This is a genomic window from Azospirillum sp. (assembly GCF_035628975.1).
Lineage (GTDB): Bacteria > Pseudomonadota > Alphaproteobacteria > Azospirillales > Azospirillaceae > Azospirillum.
The window spans coordinates 36,856-55,646 of record NZ_DASPIS010000115.1 but is presented as its reverse complement, the minus strand read 5'-3'; the positions used below and the strand labels follow the sequence as shown (position 1 = coordinate 55,646).

At 69.0% G+C, this 18,791-nt stretch carries 16 protein-coding genes and 1 other RNA gene; all 17 read right to left on the bottom strand.

The features are described from left to right. Nucleotides 1–3 precede the first annotated feature (3 nt). The 17 genes from VD964_RS24825 to VD964_RS24745 all read right to left on the bottom strand — a co-directional run bounded on the left by VD964_RS24825 (nt 4) and on the right by VD964_RS24745 (nt 18,785). Entirely contained in the window at nt 4–189 is a 186-nt protein-coding gene (locus VD964_RS24825; RefSeq protein WP_236783611.1) for a hypothetical protein, read from the bottom strand. Between the two features lie 59 nt (nt 190–248). Beyond that, nucleotides 249–1,496, bottom strand: a complete 1,248-nt coding sequence (gene murG, locus VD964_RS24820; protein WP_324871160.1) for an undecaprenyldiphospho-muramoylpentapeptide beta-N-acetylglucosaminyltransferase — start codon at nt 1,494–1,496, stop codon at nt 249–251. Further along, complete coding sequence (locus VD964_RS24815) at nt 1,493–2,614, bottom strand: putative peptidoglycan glycosyltransferase FtsW (RefSeq protein ID WP_324871159.1); 1,122 nt, start codon at nt 2,612–2,614, stop codon at nt 1,493–1,495. The genes murG and VD964_RS24815 overlap by 4 nt, the downstream gene beginning before the upstream one ends. Further along, nucleotides 2,611–4,020, bottom strand: coding sequence for a UDP-N-acetylmuramoyl-L-alanine--D-glutamate ligase (gene murD, locus VD964_RS24810; protein ID WP_324871158.1), 1,410 nt, complete (start codon nt 4,018–4,020; stop codon nt 2,611–2,613). Before murD ends, VD964_RS24815 begins: the two co-directional genes overlap by 4 nt. A 13-nt stretch (nt 4,021–4,033) precedes the next feature. Next, the gene (gene mraY / locus VD964_RS24805) at nt 4,034–5,119 is read right to left on the bottom strand and encodes a phospho-N-acetylmuramoyl-pentapeptide-transferase (protein WP_324871157.1); all 1,086 of its coding nucleotides are present in this window, start codon (nt 5,117–5,119) and stop codon (nt 4,034–4,036) included. A gap of 9 nt (nt 5,120–5,128) precedes the next feature. Next, entirely contained in the window at nt 5,129–6,628 is a 1,500-nt protein-coding gene (locus VD964_RS24800; protein ID WP_324871156.1) for a UDP-N-acetylmuramoylalanyl-D-glutamyl-2,6-diaminopimelate--D-alanyl-D-alanine ligase, read from the bottom strand. After that, complete coding sequence (locus VD964_RS24795) at nt 6,625–8,064, bottom strand: UDP-N-acetylmuramoyl-L-alanyl-D-glutamate--2,6-diaminopimelate ligase (protein WP_324871177.1); 1,440 nt, start codon at nt 8,062–8,064, stop codon at nt 6,625–6,627. Before VD964_RS24795 ends, VD964_RS24800 begins: the two co-directional genes overlap by 4 nt. 13 nt (nt 8,065–8,077) lie before the next feature. Beyond that, nucleotides 8,078–9,973, bottom strand: a complete 1,896-nt coding sequence (locus VD964_RS24790) for a penicillin-binding protein 2 (RefSeq protein ID WP_324871155.1) — start codon at nt 9,971–9,973, stop codon at nt 8,078–8,080. After that, nucleotides 9,970–10,785: a cell division protein FtsL gene (gene ftsL, locus VD964_RS24785; protein ID WP_324871154.1), complete on the bottom strand. Its 816-nt coding sequence runs from the start codon at nt 10,783–10,785 to the stop codon at nt 9,970–9,972. The genes VD964_RS24790 and ftsL overlap by 4 nt, the downstream gene beginning before the upstream one ends. Continuing rightward, entirely contained in the window at nt 10,782–11,756 is a 975-nt protein-coding gene (gene rsmH / locus VD964_RS24780; RefSeq protein WP_324871153.1) for a 16S rRNA (cytosine(1402)-N(4))-methyltransferase RsmH, read from the bottom strand. The genes ftsL and rsmH overlap by 4 nt, the downstream gene beginning before the upstream one ends. Beyond that, a complete protein-coding gene (locus VD964_RS24775; protein ID WP_014248340.1) occupies nt 11,756–12,202 on the bottom strand; it encodes a division/cell wall cluster transcriptional repressor MraZ in 447 nt (148 codons plus the stop codon). The genes rsmH and VD964_RS24775 overlap by 1 nt, the downstream gene beginning before the upstream one ends. A 768-nt stretch (nt 12,203–12,970) precedes the next feature. Beyond that, nucleotides 12,971–13,372, bottom strand: an RNA gene (gene rnpB, locus VD964_RS24770) — RNase P RNA component class A. A gap of 85 nt (nt 13,373–13,457) precedes the next feature. Beyond that, nucleotides 13,458–14,054 carry a Uma2 family endonuclease gene (locus tag VD964_RS24765; protein ID WP_324871152.1) on the bottom strand — a complete coding sequence of 199 codons (597 nt, stop codon included), beginning with the start codon at nt 14,052–14,054 and terminating at the stop codon, nt 13,458–13,460. Between the two features lie 69 nt (nt 14,055–14,123). After that, entirely contained in the window at nt 14,124–14,816 is a 693-nt protein-coding gene (locus tag VD964_RS24760; RefSeq protein ID WP_324871151.1) for an N-acetylmuramoyl-L-alanine amidase, read from the bottom strand. Further along, entirely contained in the window at nt 14,813–15,691 is an 879-nt protein-coding gene (locus VD964_RS24755) for a DMT family transporter (RefSeq protein WP_324871150.1), read from the bottom strand. The genes VD964_RS24760 and VD964_RS24755 overlap by 4 nt, the downstream gene beginning before the upstream one ends. Further along, nucleotides 15,688–17,517: an ATP-binding cassette domain-containing protein gene (locus VD964_RS24750; RefSeq protein ID WP_324871149.1), complete on the bottom strand. Its 1,830-nt coding sequence runs from the start codon at nt 17,515–17,517 to the stop codon at nt 15,688–15,690. Before VD964_RS24750 ends, VD964_RS24755 begins: the two co-directional genes overlap by 4 nt. Before the next feature lie 131 nt (nt 17,518–17,648). Continuing rightward, the gene (locus VD964_RS24745; protein ID WP_324871148.1) at nt 17,649–18,785 is read right to left on the bottom strand and encodes a hypothetical protein; all 1,137 of its coding nucleotides are present in this window, start codon (nt 18,783–18,785) and stop codon (nt 17,649–17,651) included. Between the last annotated feature and the right edge of the window lie 6 nt (nt 18,786–18,791).

The window sequence follows — 18,791 nt, the reverse complement described above, 5'->3', positions numbered from 1 at the left end:
GGCTTACTTTCCGCGGCGAAGCATCAGGCGAAGGGTGGCGTCGACCGCCCCGTCGGACAGGTCGTTGGGAAGGGGTTGCGATCCGTGGATCATCGACAGGCGATCCCGCAGAAAGCCGCCTTCGGCGAGGAAGCGCGGCACCAGCGGGCAGCCCGGACGGTTATACCAGCCGCCCTCGGTCCGCGTCATGTCCGCCGGCCAATCCTGGAGCGGGCGCGGCGTCGGTCGGGTCAGAGTCCTGGCTTTGATCATTCCGCGGCCCCCTTGGCGCTGGCGCCGGCGGCCCGCCGGGCGTTGTGGGATCGGTCGTGGTTGGTCCTTGTCGGGTCGGTCTGGTTGGAGCCGGCGTCGGCGGAGCGGTTTGCCCCGGTGCTGCCATCCAGCATCGCCAGAACGGCGTCGGCCAGGGAGCTTGCGGCGTCGGCGGTGCCCCAGCCATGGGCGGCCTGCGCCGATGCTGCGAGCGCCTGCGGGTCGGCCAGCAGGGCGGACAGCCGGTCGGCCAGGGCCTGGGCGGTGAAGGACGGCTGCGGCACCAGCCAGGCGCCGCCGGCCTCCGCCAGATGGCGGGCGTTGGCGGTCTGGTGGTCGTCGGTGGCGTGCGGGTAGGGCACCAGGATCGCTGGGCGGCCGACGCAGGTCAGCTCGGCGATGGTGGAGGCACCGGCGCGGGTGACGGCGAGATGGCAGGCGGCCAGCCGTTCCGGCACATCGCGGAAGAAGGTCTGCAACTCCAGCCGGGCAAGGCCCAGCGGCTCCAGCGCGGCACGGGCGGCTTCCAGATCTTCCGAACGGCATTGCTGCGCCAGATGGATGCGGGCGCGCAGGTCCTCCGGCAGCAGGGCCAGCGCCGCAGGGATCACCTCGGAAAAGACGCGGGCGCCCTGGCTGCCGCCCATCACCAGCAAACGGACGGGACCGCCGGGCTGCGGCGCCTCGTAGGGGGAGAGGCGGCGGGCGGCGACGGCGGGGCGGACCGGGTTGCCGGTGCGGACGATCTTGGCGCGCTGCGCCTCGCCCAGCTTTTCGATTCCGGGGAAGGCGACGGCGATGCGGCGGGCGCCCGCGATCAGCATCCGGTTGGCGCGGCCGAGAACGGCGTTCTGTTCGTGCAGAAGGGCCGGCAGCTTGGACTGGATGGCGGCATAGACGGTGGGGACGGACGGATAGCCGCCGAAGCCGACCACCGCGGCGGGAGCGAGCTGCCGCATCAGGGCGCGCGCCTCCAGCAGGCCCATCCCCATCTGCAGGGCGGCCTTCAGCTTGCCGACGATCCCGGCACCGGGGGAGGCGGCGCGGATGCGGTGGACCGGCACCTCCGGCAGATTGTCGCCGAAGGCATGGCCGCGCTTGTCGGTGACCAGCGTCACGGCACGGCCGCGGGCCAGCAGTTCGCGCGCCAGCGCCTCCGCCGGGAACATATGCCCGCCGGTGCCGCCGGCGGCCAGAACGATCACCTTGTGCGCTGCGGGGTCCAAATCCGTCGGCCTCCTCATTCCGCGGGGCCGAAGCGTTTGCGTGTCAAAGCCAGAACCATGCCCATGCCGAACCCGAGTGCCAGCAGCGAGGAGCCGCCGTAGGAAATGAACGGCAGGGTCATGCCCTTCGTCGGCATAAGATGCAAGGACGATCCCATGTTGATCGCCGCCTGAAGCCCGAACTGGATCAGAAGGCCGGCGGTCGCCAGCAGGACGAAGTAGTTGTTGTCGTTGAAGACCCGTGCGAATCCGCGCAGGACGACAAAGGCGAACAGCACCACCAACCCGAGGCAGAAGATCAGCCCCAGCTCCTCGCCGGCGACGGCGAAGATGAAGTCGGCGTGGCTGTCGGGCAGATAGAACTTCACCGTGCCCTGGCCGGGGCCGGTGCCCATCAGTCCGCCGTTGGCGAAAGCCTCCAGCGACCGGTTGACCTGATAGTTGTCGCCGGCATTCGGGTCGAGGAAGCGGTCGATGCGGCTGGTGACGTGGGGCAGCGTGTAATAGGCGCCGATCAGCCCGACCACGCCGAGCCCGCCGAGCCCCATCACCAGCACCAGGTTCAGACCGGCCAGGAAGAATTGGGTGAACCACACGGCGGAGACGACGAAGGTCATGCCCAGGTCGGGCTGCAGGATCAGCCCGGCAACGGTGATGCCGTAGAGCACGATCGACACCAGCGCGCCGGGAAAACCGGGATTGGTGCGCGACAGCGAGAACAGCCATGCCGCCACCACCGCGAAGGCAGGCTTGACGAACTCCGACGGTTGGATCGACAGGCCGGGGATGTGGATCCAGCGCCGGGCGCCCTTGATCTCCATGCCCACCACCAGGGTGGCGAAGACCAGCAGTACCGAGAACAGGAACACGCCCAGCGCCACCCGCCGCACCCCGCGCGGGCTGAGCAGCGAGACGCCGACCATGATGATGACCGCTGGGATCAGCATCATCAGGTGGCGTTCGACGAAATAGAAGGTGTCCTGGATGCCGATGCGCTCGGCGACCGGCGGGCTGGCCGCGGTGATCAGGACCGTGCCGAGGAACATCAGCAGGGCGATGGCGCCCAGTTGCCAGCGGTCGACGGTCCACCACCAGCGGCCGAAGATCGATTGGTCGGTACGGTCGAAGGTGATCATGCAGCGCCCCCGCTCGTCGCATCGCGCGCGCCGAGTATGCCCGCGACATAGGCTGCGAAAGCCTCTCCGCGCTTTTCGAAGTTGGCGAACTGGTCCCAGGACGCACAGGCCGGCGACAACAGCACGCAGGCGCCCTCCAGCCGTTCCGCCAGAGCCAGACCGGCCGCCTTCGCGGTTGCGATATCCAGCGTTCCGCAGCGTGTATAAGCAACACCTTGTGCGTCAAGCCATGCGGCGAATTGTTCCTGCGCCTCGCCGATCAGGAAGGCGTGGCGGACGCGGCCCATATAACCCTCCAGCCCGTCCAGCCCGGTATCCTTGGCCTGTCCGCCGAGAATCCAGTAGATCGGGTCGAAGGTGGCCAGTGCCTTTTCCGTCGCGTCGGCGTTGGTCGCCTTGCTGTCGTTGACGAAGCGCACGCCGTCCGCCTCGCCGACCAGCTGCTGCCGGTGGGCGAGGCCGGGAAAGGTCGCCATCGCCGCGACGATGGCCGGCACCGGCAGGCCGGCGGCCTTGCAGGCGGCGAAGGCGGCGGCGGCGTTCTGCCAGTTGTGGGTGCCCAGCAGGGTGGGCAGGGTGGACAGCTCCACCACCCGTTCGGCCGCGCCGTCGGTGTCGTCGACCAGCCAGCCGTCGGCGGCATAGACGCCGCCCGCGACCGGCCCCAGGGCGGAGACCGGCCAGATGCGCTGGTCGCCGGCCGCGCCGAGATCGGCGTGGATCTTCCGGCAATGCTCGTCGTCCACGCCGATCACCGCGGTGCGCGGCCAGGTCTGGCGGTGGAAGATCAGCGTCTTGGCGGCGATGTAGCCCTCCATCCCGCCATGGCGGGCGAGATGGTCGGGCGTGATGTTCAGCAGGACGGCGATGTCGAAGGTGATGGAGTGGGTCAGCTCCAGCTGGTAGCTCGACATCTCCAGGACACAGGTGCCGCCGGACCCGATCGGGTCGAAGGTCAGCACCGGCGTGCCCAGGTTGCCGCCGACCGCGGCCTTGCGCCCGGCGGCGGCCATGATGTGGCCGATCAGGGTGGTGGTGGTCGACTTGCCGTTGGTGCCGGTGATGCCGATGAAGGCGCAGTCGCGCTCCGCCCGGCCCAGCAGCTCGATGTCGCAGATCAGCTCGATCCCCAGCGCGCGGGCGCGCTCGGCGACCGGATGCGGCTTGGGGTGGGTGTGGGGGATGCCGGGCGACCAGACGATGGTGGTCAGGTCCGACAGGTCGGCTGTGGCGAGATCGACCACGGCGAAGCCCTCGGCCTCCGCCGCGGCGCGGGAAGCGGGGTTGTCGTCCCACACCCGCACCTCGGCGCCGCTGTCGCGCAGCGCGCGGGCGGTGGCGAGGCCGGACTTGCCCAGCCCCATCACCGCGACGGGCAGCTCCTGCATATAGAACAGGTCGATCATCGCCGGTGCCCCCTCAGCGCAGCTTCAGCGTGGACAGGCCGACCAGCGCCAGGATCGAGGCGATGATCCAGAAGCGGATCACCACCGTCGGTTCGGCCCAGCCCTTCTTCTCGAAATGATGGTGCAGCGGCGCCATGCGGAACACGCGCTTACCGGTCAGCTTGAAGGACGCGACCTGCACGATCACCGACACCGTCTCCAGCACGAACAGGCCGCCGATGATGGCCAGCACGATCTCGTGCTTCGTCACCACGCTGACGGCGCCCAGCGCGCCGCCCAGCGACAGCGACCCGGTGTCGCCCATGAAGACCATGGCCGGCGGGGCGTTGTACCAGAGGAAGCCCAGACCGGCGCCGACCAGGGCGCCGCAGAAGACCGCCAGCTCGCCCGACCCCGGTACATGGTGGATCTGCAGGTAATTGGCGAAGATCGCATTGCCCGACAGGTAGGAGATCAGGCCGAAGCAGCCGGCCGCGATCATCGTCGGCACGATGGCGAGCCCGTCCAGACCGTCGGTCAGGTTCACCGAATTAGACGCGCCGACCATGATGAAGGCGCCGAACGGCACGAAGAACCAGGACAGCTGGATCAGGAAATCCTTGACGAAGGGCACCGCGACGCCGCCCGACAGCGGCGGGGCGGACACCCACATGATCAGCGCGGAGGCGACCAGCCCGATGGCGATCTCCCAGCCCAGGCGGAAGCGGCCGGACAGCCCCTTGGTGTTGCGCTTGGTCAACTTCAGGTAATCGTCGCCGAAGCCGATCAGGCCGTAACCGATGGTCACCAGCAGGACGATCCAGACATAGGGGTTGGTCAGGTCGCCCCACAGCAGGGTGCTGACCGTCATGGCGATCAGGATCATCAGGCCGCCCATGGTGGGCGTGCCCTTCTTCTTGAAATGGCTTTCCGGGCCGTCGGCACGGATGGGCTGTCCTTCGCCCTGCTTGCGCTTCAGCCAGGCGATCAGGCGCGGAAAGAACACGAAGCTGATGACCAGCGACGTGATCACGGCGCCGCCGGTGCGGAAGGTCAGGTAGCGGAACAGGTTGAACGGCGTGAAGACGTCGGCCAGTCCGAAGAGGAGGTTGTAGAGCATTTGGGTCCGTCAGCCTCGCGGGCCTTGCTGGCCTTGCGCGGCCGCCTGCGGCTGGTTGGTGGTTCGGGAGGCGGCTTTGTCCTCGCTTTCGCGTCCGCTGTCGAGTGCCGCGAGCGCATCGACGACCAGACCTGTACGACTGCCCAATGACCCCTTGACCATGATAACGTCGCCGCCTTTTACGGCCGCGGTCACGATGGGCGCCAGGTCGACGCTGGTCTCGGTCCAGGCGCCGCGCATGGCCTCCGGCAGGCGGTCGAACAGCGCCTTCATGTGAGGGCCGCAGGCATAGACGGTGTCGACCTGCGCGGCGCGCAACGGCTCGGCGAGAGCGATGTGCAGCGTGTCGGCGCGGTCGCCCAGCTCGCGCATGTCGCCCAGCACCGCGATGCGGCGTCCGCCGGCGCCGGGATCGATCTTGCCCAGAACCTCCAGTGTCGCCGCCATGGCGGCCGGACTGGCGTTGTAGCTCTCGTCGATCAGCGTGAAGGCGCCCTGGGGCAGCTTGATGCGCTTGCGGGTGCCGCGGCCCTTGACCGGCTGCAGGCTGGACAGGGAGCGGGCGGCTGCGGCGACGTCGGCGCCCAGCGCCTTGACCGCCAGCAGCACCGCGAGGCTGTTCATCACCCAGTGCCGGCCGGGCTGCGACAGGCAGTATTGCAGCCGCTCGCCGCGGATGACGGCGGTCACAGCGCTGCAGGTGGCGTGCAGCGAGCAGTCGATCAGGCGGGCGTCGGCCTCCTCATGGGTGCCGAAGCTCCAGATGTGGGTCAGGCCCTGGCGGCGCGCGGCGGCGGCCAACCGGGCATACTGCCCGTTGTCGCGGTTCAGAACGGCGATGCCGCTGGCATCCAGCCCCTCGAAAATCTCGGCCTTGGCGTCGGCGATGGCCTCGACGCCGGAGAAGAACTCCAGATGCGCCGCTTCCACCGTGGTGATGATGGCGACATGCGGCTTGACCTGCCGCGACAGCGGGCCGATCTCGCCCGCATGGTTCATCCCCAGCTCGAACACGCCATAGGCGCTGGCTTCCGGCAGTCGGGCGAGCGACAGCGGCACGCCCCAATGGTTGTTCAGGCTGCCTTCGGTGGCGTAGGTCGCACCTTGCGCCGACAGGACGTGGCGCAGCGTCTCCTTCGTGCCGGTCTTGCCGACGGAGCCGGTGACACCGACGACCCGCGCGCCGCAGCGCGCGCGCGCGACGGCACCCATCGCCGCCATCGCCTCCAGCGTGTCGACCGGGGTGATCAGAAGCGGCGCATCTGCCGGCAGCCCGTCCGGCACATGGTCGACCAGCGCCGTCGCGGCCCCGGCGGCCAGCGCCGCGCCGACGAAGGCGTGCCCGTCGAAATTCGGTCCGCGGATGGCGACGAACAGGTCGCCCGGCGCCACCTTGCGGCTGTCGATGGTGACGCCGGTGGCGGTCCAGGCAGCCGGACCGGCCAGACGCCCGCCGGTGGCGGCCGCCGCGTCCCGGGCAGTCCAGAGGACCGTCTTATCGTCGCTCATGCTCCAACCTCCGCTACGGCTTTCCGGGCCTCGTCCGCGTCGTCGAACGGACGCACCTCGGTGCCGATCGTTTGTCCCTGCTCGTGGCCCTTGCCGGCGATGACCAGGACGTCGCCGGGCTGAAGCTGCCGCACCGCGGTGCGGATCGCCTCGGCCCGGTCGCCGATCTCCTCCAACCGGCCGGCCAGTTCCCCGGTGGCGCCGGCCAGCACCTGACCCCTCACGAAGGCGGGATCCTCGGTGCGCGGGTTGTCGTCGGTGACGATGGCACGGTCGGCCAGTCTGGCCGCCAACGCCCCCATCACCGGCCGCTTGCTGCGGTCGCGGTCGCCGCCGCAGCCGAACACCGTCACCAGATGGCGCGCGGCATGCGGCTTCAGCGCCCGCAGCACTGTTTCCAGCGCGTCGGGCGTATGGGCGTAATCGACGTAGACCGTCGCCCCGTTGGGGTGGGTCGCGACATGCTGCAGCCGGCCCGGCACGCCTTCCAGCGAGGGAAGGGTGGCGAGCGCCCGCTCGGCGTCGCCGCCGGATCCGATGACCAGACCCAGCGCGCAGAGCACGTTCCAGGCCTGGAAGCGACCCGCCAGCGGCAGGTCCACCGTCACGTCGCGGCCGAGCACGGACAGGGCAAGGCGCTGGCCATGGGCCAGCGGCTCGACCCCGGTCACCCGAAGCTCGGTTCCGGCCAGACCATAGGAGAGGACCCGGTGACCACGGTGGTTACAAATGGTGGCAAAATGTTGAAATTCCGGAGAGTCGGCATTCAGCACCGCGACGGCGCCCGGCGGCAGGACCCGATCGAACAGCATCGCCTTGGCGTCGCGATACGCCTCCATCGTGCCGTGATAGTCCAGATGGTCCAGCGTGAGGTTGGTGAAACCGGCCGCCTTGATCGCCACGCCGTCCAGCCGGAACTGCTCCAGGCCGTGGCTCGACGCCTCCATCGCCAGATGGCCGATGCCGGCCTCCGCCGCGGCGGCGAGGTCGCGGTGCAGCGACACCGGGTCGGGCGTGGTCATCCCGCCATAGCCCTGCAGTCCGGGGCCGAGCAACCCGAGCGTGCCCAGGCTGGCGGCGGGCAAGCCGAGCCGCGTCCAGATCTGGGCGGCGAACTGGACGGTGGAGGTCTTGCCGTTGGTGCCGGTCACCGCCACCACCGTCTCCGGCTGGCGCCCGCCATGGAAGGCTGCGGCCATGCGCGCGAAGGCGAGGCGAGGCTGGGGATCGGTCAGCAGGACGGCGGTGGAACCGGGCGGGAGTTCGGTGCCCTCGGGCGCCAACACCGCGACGGCGCCCTTGGCGAGCGCGTCGGCGATGAAGGCGCGGCCATCGGCCTTCACGCCGGGCAGGGCGGCAAAGACGAAGCCGGGCCTGACCGCGCGGCTGTCGGCGGTCAGCCCGGCGATGTCGGGGTCGGCCACACCATGTGCCACATGGGCGGTGGCGTCAGCGGGGCTTGGTCTGAGTTGGGAAAGACGCAACGGTGCTTCCCTTCGACGGGGGTGGGGCGGAGACGGGAGGCAGGGACTGCTGCCAGTTGGTGGACCCGGCGGCGTTCAGGAAGGTGGAGTTCAGGATCTCGGGCGAATTCTCGTCCACCGTCGGCACGTTCAGCAGCGGGCCGATCTGCTTGATGATGCGGCCGGCCGCCGGAGCGGCGACCCAGCCGCCGGTGGCGTAGCCGTAGGTCTTTGCCGTCGCCTTCGGCTCGTCGACCAGCACATAGACGACATAGCGCGGGTCGTGCATGGGGAAGGCTCCCAGGAACGACGACATGCGCGAGTTCTTCTGGTAATGCCGGCCCTTCTGCTTGTCGGCCGTGCCGGTCTTGCCGCCGACGACATAGCCCTTTACATCGGCCGACTTGCCGGTTCCTTCGGTGACCACGAAGCGGAACATGCGCCGCATCAGGTCGGATGTCTGGCGCGACACCACCTGTTCGGTCGGGATTTCGGCGTCCGAGTTGCGCTTCAGCAGCGTCGGCTTGTGGAAGAGGCCGCCGTTGATGACGGATGCGGCGGCGGCCACGGTGTGCATCGGGCTGACCGACAGGCCGTGGCCGAAGGAGATGGTGTAGCTGTTGACCTCGCGCCACGGGTTGGGCACCAGCGGCCAGCCGCTTTCCGGCAACTCCAGCCCCGTGGGCTTGGTGAAGCCCATCTTGGTCATGAAGGCCTTCTGCGCCGCGACGCCCACCTGCTGGACCATGCGCACGGAGCCGAGGTTGGAGGAGTGCTGGAACACTTCCGCCACCGTCAGGGCGCGATGCAGGCTGTGGTAGTCGTTGATGGTGAAGCGGCCGATCTTGATCGGATTCTTGGCGTCGAACATGTCCGACGGGCGGATCCTGCCGGCGTCGAACGCCAACGCCGAGTTGAAGATCTTGAAGGTCGAACCCATTTCGTACACGCCGAGCGTCGCCCGGTTGAACAGCGTGTCGGGGTTGAGGCCGGTCGGATCCTGCGGGTCGAAATCGGGCAGCGAGACCATCGCCAGGACTTCGCCGCTGCGCACGTCGAAGACGATGCCGGCGGCGCCGATGGCGCTGAATTCCTGAACGGTGGCCGTCAGTTCCTTCTTCAGGACGTGCTGCAACCGCAGATCGAGAGACAGCTGCAGCGGCGTGCCGGGATCCTCGGTCAGGCGCTTGTTGAAGCCCTGTTCCATGCCGGCGAGGCCGCTGTTGTCGATGCCGGTGAAGCCGACCACATGCGAGGTCAGCGGGCCGGCCGGGTAGAAGCGGCGCTCCTCGCGCTCGAAGGCGATGCCGGGAATGCCGAGCCGGTGGACGGCGGCCTGCTGCTTCGGTGTCAGGTTGCGCTTCAGCCAGACGAAGCGGCGATCGCCGCTCAGCTTGCCCACCAGATCCTTGTAGTCCATGTCCGGCAGGACGCTGACCAGCTTCTGCGCGGCCTCTTCCGGGCGCGAGACCAGCTTGGGATCGGCGAAAAGCGACTGGGTGACCAGCGAGGTCGCCAGCAGGTTGCCGTTGCGGTCGACGATGTCGGCCCGGTTGGTGGTGGTGGTGTCCACCTCCAGCGCGACATGCTGGCGCGGCTCGCCGCCGCCGGCGAACAGGGTCGCCATCGCCAGCTTGACGCTGATCGCGGTGAAGACCGTCGTGACCACGGCAGCCGTCACCAGCAGACGGTAACGGCTCTGTTCCAGCGCGACGGCCAGCGACGTCCGCGGCTTGGCGGGCGGCTGCTGGGGCGGCTGCTGGTAGGGCGAGGGCGCCGGGGGCGGGACATAGGTGCTGCCGGGGCTGCCGGGCACCCCGCCACCGGATCCACCGCCGGGCTGGCCGTAACCGGCCGGGCCGCCGTGGTCGTAACCGCTCATCGATTGGCCCCCAGACGCGCGACGAGCAGGCCCAGGCTGTCGGTCGGCTTGGGCTGGTAGGGCTGCTGGGCCGCCGCAGCCTTGGGCGCGGGAACCGGAGCGGCGGACGGCGGCATCGGCCGGGTCGCCACCTCGGTCGTCCGGTTGGGCGCGGTCGGGGCGTTCGGAGCGAGCTTGCCGGCGGCGCGGTCGGTCGCAGCCCTCTCAGGAGTCTTCTCCACCGGCGCGCGGGCCGCACCCGGTATCAGGGCGGAGGGCTTGACGCGGGGAGCCGGATCGGCAAGGCCGCCGCCCGACGGCAGGGAGGCGGGCACGACGACCGCCGCGCGTTCCAGCGCCTTTTCCATCGGCAGCGGCTTCGCGGCCGCCGGCACGCTGGCCGGAACGATTCCGGCGGCGGTGTTGTTGGGAATGGCGGGGACGCGGGCGGAAGCGACCTGAGAGGTGCCGGTGCCGGGCGCGCGCACCATCGGCGGCAGCGGAGCGGCACCGGGCTGGCCGGGCAGGGCAGGGGCAGGCGGCGGAACGGCGTCGGCCGGGCGCATGGGAATCAAGTCCATCGCCACATACTGGCGCGGCTCCGTCGGATGCAGCGCCAGATAGGACTGAGCCATCTGCTCCAGCTTGGTCGGATCGTTCAGGTAGCTCCACTCGGCCTTCAGGACCTGGATGGACTCCTGCTCATGGATGATCTTGCGGTTCAGCCCGGCGAGCTTTTCCTCCAGATCCTGGACGTCGTAGCTGGTCTGGAACAGCACGCCACCGGCGGCCGCGATCAGGCCACCCCAGAACAGCCAGGTCTTGCCTTTCATGCTGCCTCCTTGCCGGGCGCCGGGAACGCGGGCGCCTCGGTACGTTCAGCCGCGCGCAGCCGGGCGGACCGGGCGCGGGGATTGTTGCGGGCTTCGGCCTCGCTCGGGTCCACGGGTTTCCGGGAGAGCAGGCGGAAGGATGGGTGATGCGCCGCGACCGCGGTCACGGGCGTATGACGGGACGGGGAGGGCGGCGGCGACGACCGTTCCCGCAGGAACGCCTTGACCTCGCGGTCCTCCAGCGAATGGAAGGAGACGACGGCCAGACGCCCGCCGGGCGCCAGCAGCGACTCGGCGGCGGACAGGCCGCGCCGCAGTTCGCCCAACTCGTCGTTCACATGGATGCGCAGCGCCTGGAAGCTGCGGGTGGCGGGATCGATCCCGTCGCCCTTCCCCTTCGGCACCACGGAGCGGATGATTTCGGCCAGCCGCGCCGTGCGTTCGATCGGCGCCTCGCGGCGGGCGGCGACGATGGCGCGGGCGACGCGGCGCGCCATCCGCTCCTCGCCCAGGTGATAGATGATGTCGGCCAGTTCCGCCTCGTCGGCGGTGTTGACCACGTCGGCGGCGGTCGGCCCATCCCGTCCCATCCGCATGTCGAGCGGACCGTCGAAGCGGAAGGAGAATCCGCGCTCCGGCTCGTCAATCTGGGGGGAGGAGACGCCGACGTCGAGCGCCACGCCGTCCACGGTCGCGACGCCATGGTCGGCCAGCAGCCTGTCCATGTCGCCGAAGCGGCCCTCGATCACCTCCAGCCGGCCCGGGAACTCCTGGGCCAGCGCGCGGCCGCGCTCGATCGCGGCGGGATCGCGGTCGATGCCGATCACGCGGCAGGACGCCGACCGCAGCAGGGCGCGGCTGTAGCCGCCGGCGCCGAAGGTGCCGTCGACATAGACGCCGCCGTCGCGCGGGGCGAGTGCCGCGATCACCTCGTCCAGCAGGACGGGAATGTGAATGGGGGTATCGGTCATCAGGCGCCCTCCCCGCTCCGGCTGGCGGCGCCGCGGGAGGCCTTGGCGACGATCTGGCTGAGGGAGATGTCCTTGCGAACGACCTGCTCGCGCAGCGCCGCCTCGTGGGCCTTCAAAGCGTCGGGTTCCCAGATCTGGAAGGTCTTGCGGCGGCCGATGAAGGCGGCCTCCTCGGTGATGCCGGCGAACTCCGCCAGCTCCTTGGGCAGGACGATGCGGCCTTCGGCGTCGGAGGAGACGGGGATCAGCTTTCCGAAGATGAAGGTCTCGATCATGTCGCGCTCGTCGGCATCGAGGTCAGGGGATTCGAGGCTTTCGGAGAGGACGTCGAGATAGTCCTGGTCGGCGCCTTCCAGCGCCTGGTGGTTCAGCGAGGGCCAGAGATAGACGGTGCTGGGAGCCGACGTCTTGGCAAGCGACTGCCGGAACTGTGCCGGGATGGACACACGCCCTTTCCTGTCAACTTTGTTGACGTATGTGGACAGGAAAACGGCCATAGGCCCGGCGATCCCCCCTGCTATCCCCCGTGCGCGGTCGGGTGCTCCGCGCTAGCCCCGCTTGGCCCATTCAGCCCCCGCCCCCGGTGTTAACCAGAATGGGTAAGAGCCCCCCTTAAATGGGCATTCTTGGGATAGCATGGGACGGCATGGGCGTCAACGGCCCCCCGAGTATTCAGACGGGGGTGTCAAGACTTTCGGGTCAGGCTGTGGCATCTGCGCAAGTTGGTGTACGAATTTCCGGAATCCTCGCAGTATTCCGCTGGACTCCGCCAATGTGGATAAAGTTATCCACACAGGTTCTCCGAATGTTCCAAAATTTTAAGAAAATGTGACCGATCCATGGTTTGTTACACCGTCGAATCGACCCCCTCCGACGGCATAGGACCTTGGGTGGGAAAGCCCCGTCCGGCATGGGATGGCATGGGAAATCGCCCCACAGTTATCCACCGGCTGTGGATTAGTCTGGGGAAAATGTGGATGGGGCCGTGCACATCCTGGGGATGGCTGCGGGAAAGCCCGGCAAACTGCGGGATGCGGGGAAGGAGGGATGGCCCGCGCCCTGTGGATGACGCCGGAGAGCGCCCATGCCGTCCCATGCCGAACCATCCGATTGGGCGGCGCAGGGGCAAAAGGGTGCCACCATGGGGCGGCATGGGATCATGCGCCCAACCGGGGACTCCGGATTGGGATGAACTGGGCAATGGGCAGGGGAAAAGCGCCAGATGGCCTGTAAGCCGGGTTCTGTATCCCGCCCCGAAGGGCAGGCGATGGCCATTCGTCTGGGACGCCGGTTGCCCGGACGCCTCGCGCGACCAACCCGAGCGGCGGCGCGGAAACGCGCTTGACCCACGCCCGTCCCGTTGCGGGGACGGTGGTCGGGCCGCTCCTATTCGGTCTTGCTCCCGGTGGGGTTTACCGTGCCGTCCCCGTTGCCGGGTCCGCGGTGCGCTCTTACCGCACCCTTTCACCCTTACCTGGGTCGAAACCCAGGCGGTTTGCTTTCTGTGGCACTGTCCCTAGGGTCGCCCCCGCCGGCCGTTAACCGGCACCGTGTTTCCGTGGAGCCCGGACTTTCCTCCCCCGGTCGAAACCGAAGGCGGCCATCCGGCCATCTGGCGCGACCGTTCATATAGAGAAGCGGCGGTGGGGGCAAATCCCAAATCGCCGCTTCGGATTAGGGGGGGCGGATCAGGAGGGCGGATCAGGGAGCCTGTTCGACGTCCGACGGTTCCGGCCCCAACTCCACATTGGCATAGAGCGCCGACACCGGAACCTCGACGCCGACGCTGTCCAGACGCAGGGTGTCGCCGGGCTCAACCAGCAGATCGCATTGCCAGCGGCTGTCGTCCAGCCGGCGATGCACCTCGACGAACAGGAACTCGCTCTGCACCAGCAGGATCTCCTGCACCGACGGGATGGCACGGTAGACCGGCAGCTTCACCCTGCGGTCGTGGTCCTCGGTGGAGCGCGACAGGACCTCCACGATCACCAGCGGGTCGGGCGTGTGGTACTGTCCATGCCGGTGCGGCGTGCAGGTGACGGCAAGGTCGGCCTGGAAGAAGTTGCGGAAGCTGTTGGGCTTCAGGATGCCGGCTTCCGACCGGACGTGGCAGGGCGGGCGCTGGCGTAGAACGCTACCAATCTCAACCGCGATGTTCCCGGCGACGATCTGGTGGGCGCCATAGCTCGGCGCCATCGCCACCGGCACGCCGTCGATCAGTTCGTAGCGGGTCTGCGTCCCGTCGTCCCACGACAGGAACTCGTCGAGGCTCATCCGCTTGTAGGCCAGGGACGACATGCCGCTCTCCCGCTCAGTTGGGCCGGAGTGGCTAATATAAGGGATCGGCCCCGCCGGGGCGAGAGGCCATCACCGCCCCGTCAGCCGCAGCAACGCGCGCAGGCGCCGCACCGTCTCGGCATCGGGGGTGCCGGTCAGGCAGTTGGGATGGAAATGGCGCTGGAAGGCCAGCAGCGCCCGCGGTTCGGCCGGGTCGTAGCCATAGCGTCCCAGCAGCGTGGCGACTTCGGCGTCGGTGAAGGGACCGTCATCAGCCTGGGATGGCGTGGGCCAGAGGCCGATGCCCTGGGCTGCGAGGCCCGGCCAGTCGAACAACTCGCCCGGATCCTCCTTGCGGGCCGGCGCCACGTCGCTGTGGCCCAGCACGTCGGCAGGGGCGATCCCGTGGCGCTGGATGATGCCGCGGCAAAGCTCCGCCACCGCCGCCATCTGCACCGGCGGGAAGGGGCGATAGCCGAACTCGTGGCCGGGGTTGACGATCTCGACGCCGATGGAGCGGCTGTTGACGTCCTCCGCCCCGCGCCAGCTCGACCTCCCGGCATGCCAGGCGCGGCGGTCCTCCGGCACATGGGCGTAGACGGTGCCGTCCTCGTCCACCGTGTAATGGGCGCTGACCTGGGCCGCCGGATCGCACAGCCGATCCAGCGCATGGGCGGCGGTCGGCATGCCGGTATAGTGCAGGATCAACAGTTCCACCCGCGCACCATCGGCCCGAGGGCCATGGTTGGGGGAAGGGCGGTCGATCCGGCGGATGGTGTTCATGTCGGATTCGTGACCGTTTCGTTGACCGCCTTCGCTCCGCGCCGGACGATCACCGCCACTCCGCCGATGGTCAGCAGCCCGCCGATGGCGAGGTTGATCGTCAGTGGATCGCCCATCAGCAGCGCGCCCGATGCGACGCCGAAGATCGGCACCGTCAGCAGGTAGGGCATGGTCTGATTGACGGAATAGCGGCCGAGCAGCGGATACCACAGCCCATAGGCGATGATGGTGACGGCGACAGCCATGTAGACGATCGATGCCCAGCCCACCCAGGTGGAGTTGGCGAGCGCCTCCATCTGGCCATGCTCCAGCAGCAGCGACAGGACCAGCAGCTGCGGCATGGCGAACAGCGCCATCCAGCCGTTGACGGCGAAGCCGTTCACCGCGCCGATCAGCTTCATCTGCACGCTCGCCACCGCAAAGGCGAAGCTCGCGGCCAGGATCAGCAGCAGCGAGTAGAGCGAATTGCCCAGCCGCGGCTCGCCCGCGATCACCGCCACCCCGGCAAAGGCGGCGGCCATGCCGATGCCGCGGCGCCAGCCCAGCTTGTCCTTGAAGACCACGGCCGCCAGCAGGGAGGAGAAGGGCACCTGCGCCTGCGCCGCCAGCGAGGCGGTGGCGGCGTCGATCCCCTGCAGCCCGGTGAACATCATCGGGAAATGGATGCTGCCGAGCGTCACCGACAGCAGCGCGATCTTCCACAGCTTGTCACGCGGCACGCGGAAGAAGGGGATGATCAGCACCGCCACCAGGGCGAAGCGCAGGAACATGACGAACAGCGGCGGGAATTCCGCCAGCGCCCATTTCGCTACGACGAAGTTCAGTCCCCACAGCGCCATCACCACCAGCGCCTGGAGCGTGTGGGCGAAACTCATGCCCGGCCGCCTTCCAGCTCCTCGCGCATCGCCTCCAGCTCCAGCCAGCGTTCCTCCGCCGCGGCGAGATTGGCCTGCTTGGCGTGCAACTGCTCGCTGGTCTTCTGGAATTTGGCGGGGTCGCGGGTGAACAGGTCGGGGTCGGCCAACGCCTTCTCCAGCTTGGCGATCTCGGTGCCCAGCCCGTCCATGCGGGCCGGCAACTCGTCCAGTTCGCGCTGGTCCTTGTAGCTCAGCTTGCCGCGCGGCTTGGCCGTGGCGGCCGGCGCCGTGGCGGGCTTCGGCTTGGCCGCGGCGGCGGCGGGAGCCGCCTTGGCAGGGCGCTGCACCAGATAGTCGGAATAGCCGCCGGCATATTCAGTGGCGGTACCGTCACCCTCCAGCGCGATGGTGGCGGTCACCAGCCGGTCGAGGAAGTCGCGGTCGTGGCTGACCAGCAGCAGCGTGCCCTGATAGTCGCCCAGCACGTCCTCCAGCAGGTCCAGCGTGTCCATGTCGAGGTCGTTGGTCGGCTCGTCGAGGATCATCATGTTGCTGGGCTTGGCGAACAGGCGGGCCAGCAGCAGCCGGTTGCGCTCGCCGCCCGACAGCGCCTTCACCGGGCTGTCCAGCTGCCGGGTGTCGAACAGGAAGTCCTTGATGTAGCCGGCGACATGGCGCGACACGCCGTTGACCATCACCGCGTCGCCGCCGAAGGGGCACAGCACCTTGCGGATGGTGTCCTCCGGATCCAGCCCCTCGCGCCGCTGGTCGAAGTAAGCGGTGTCGAGGTTTGTGCCCAGCTTCACCGTGCCCTCGTCGGGCTCGAGCTGGCCGGTCAGCATCTTCAGCAGGGTGGACTTGCCGGCGCCGTTCGGCCCGATCAGACCCACCCGGTCGCCGCGCAGGATGCGGGTGGAGAAGTTCTTCACGATGGTCTTGCGGCCATCGGGCGTGTCGAAGCCCTTGGAGATGCCGATCGCCTCGATCACCAGCCGGCCGCCGCGCTCCGCCTCGGCGATGGCGAGCTTGGCCTGCTGGCCGCCCTTGATCTGCTCCGCGCGCCCGGCGCGCAGGTCCAGCAGGTTGCGCACGCGCCCCATGTTGCGGGTGCGCCGGGCGGAGATGCCCTCGCGCAGCCACTTCATCTCGCTTTCGATCTTGCGGTCCAGCTTGTGGGCCGCTGCCTCCTCCGCCTCGAACACCTCCGCCTGCCAGGTCTCGAACTCGGCGAAGCCGCGGTCGGTGGCGCGCACCGTGCCGCGATCAAGCCACAGCGTGCGCTTGGCGAGCCGGTTCAGGAAGGCGCGATCGTGGCTGATCAGCAGCAGCCCGCCGCGGAAGGACAGCAGTTCCTCCTCCAGCCACTCGATGGTGGGGAGGTCGAGGTGGTTGGTCGGCTCGTCCAGCAGCATGACGTCGGGGTTGCCGACCAGCGTGCGTGCCAGCGCCGTGCGGCGCGACTCGCCGCCCGACAGGGTGCGGGGGTCGAGGCTGCCGTCCACCTGCAGCCTGTCCAGCACGGCGTCGACCCGGTGCGCCTCGTCCTGCTCGTCGGCGGGCAGGCCCTGCACGACATAGTCGTGGACGGTGGCGCAGCCGGTGAAGTCCGGTTCCTGCGGCAGGTAGGCGAGGCGGGCGCCCGGCTGGACGAAGACGGTGCCGCCGTCGGGTTGGATCATCCCGGCCAGCACCTTCATCAACGTCGACTTGCCCGACCCGTTGCGGCCGACCAGACAGGCGCGGTCGCCGCGGGCGATGGACAGGTCGATGCCGTCGAACAGCGGACGGCCGCCGAAGGTGACGGAGACGCCCTGGAGCGCCGTGATGGGTGCGGGAGGAGCCATGGACCGTTCGTGCGCCGGAAAATCGAGGGAAGGGGATGGGTTATAGCGCGCCGTCCCCCTCCACCGCGACCCGGAAAAACGGTTGGGCGGGTTGCGTCCCGCGGAGCCGGGCTCCCGTCACCCGATCTCCGTCACCCGGCCGCCGGAACCGGCCCCGTCGGCGTCGCCACCTGCTGCTCCTGCATCTTGAAGCCGAAATAGGTGCCGTTGCTGATGCCGGTTAGGGCCAGCAGGTTGGCAGACAGCTCCGGCATGCCCAGCGTGCGGGTGACCTCGTAGAGGAAGGTGATGCCCAGCACCATGGTCCAGGCCAGCAGTTGCAGGCGGTGGATGTTGTAGCCGGAGGCATCGCTCAGCAGGTCGGCCAGCCATCCCTGCGTCGGCGGATAGACCTCGTTCAGGCTCGCGGCCATCGTCGCCCGGTCGGGCGGGTTGGCCGCGGCGGCGGCGATGTAGGCGGCGGCATGCTGCTGGCGCCGGATCTCGTCGTCGCCCGGCCGGCGGTCCTGGAAGGCCGCGAGCACGGAGGTGCCGCCGACGATCCCCATCAGCGCCATGGTTCCGGTGGTGATGGTGTCCATCGATCCGGTGATGGTCAGGATGGCGACGTAGGAGGCGGTGACGATCCCGCTCCACCACAGAAGCTGGAAGCGGGCGAGGCTGTAAGGCGCCCGGTAACCGGCCGGCATCGGCACGCCGGAAATGGGGGTGATCGAATCCATGCGGCCGAAATGGCGGAAGAAGGCGAACAGGAACCCAGCCGCCACAAGCGCGAACCACAGGCCGGCCAGCCCGAGGTCGCGGTCGCTCGCCCCCTGGATGGCGACCAGCTTCGGTGCGGTGCTCATGCCGCCGGTGGCAGGACCGAAGGCGATCGGCAGGGTCTTGGTGCCGGAAAGGCTGAAGAAGCCGTTGAAGGCGGTTTGCCATGCCGCTCGCCGTTGCGCCGCGTCGTCGCCGTTGCCGGCGATGGAGGTGGAGGCGGTGCCCACCAGTTCCCCCTTGGCGGAGCAGCCGAAGCTGGCGCGGGCGCCCGGAATGGTCTGGCCGTTGGCGACCAGGACCAGCCCTTGCGCGTTGAGCGCCGCGGCTTGCGTCGGACAGTCGGTGCCGGACGGCGGCGCTCCCAGAGTCAGCGTCAGCGGCTGGCCCAGCACCACCGGGCTGTCGATGGAGGCGGTCTGCGCCTGGGCGGCGCAGAGCGTACCTGCCGCCAGCGCCGTTCCCAGAGCCGCAGCGAAGATCGTCCGGATGATCGTGCGTTGCATGTCGTG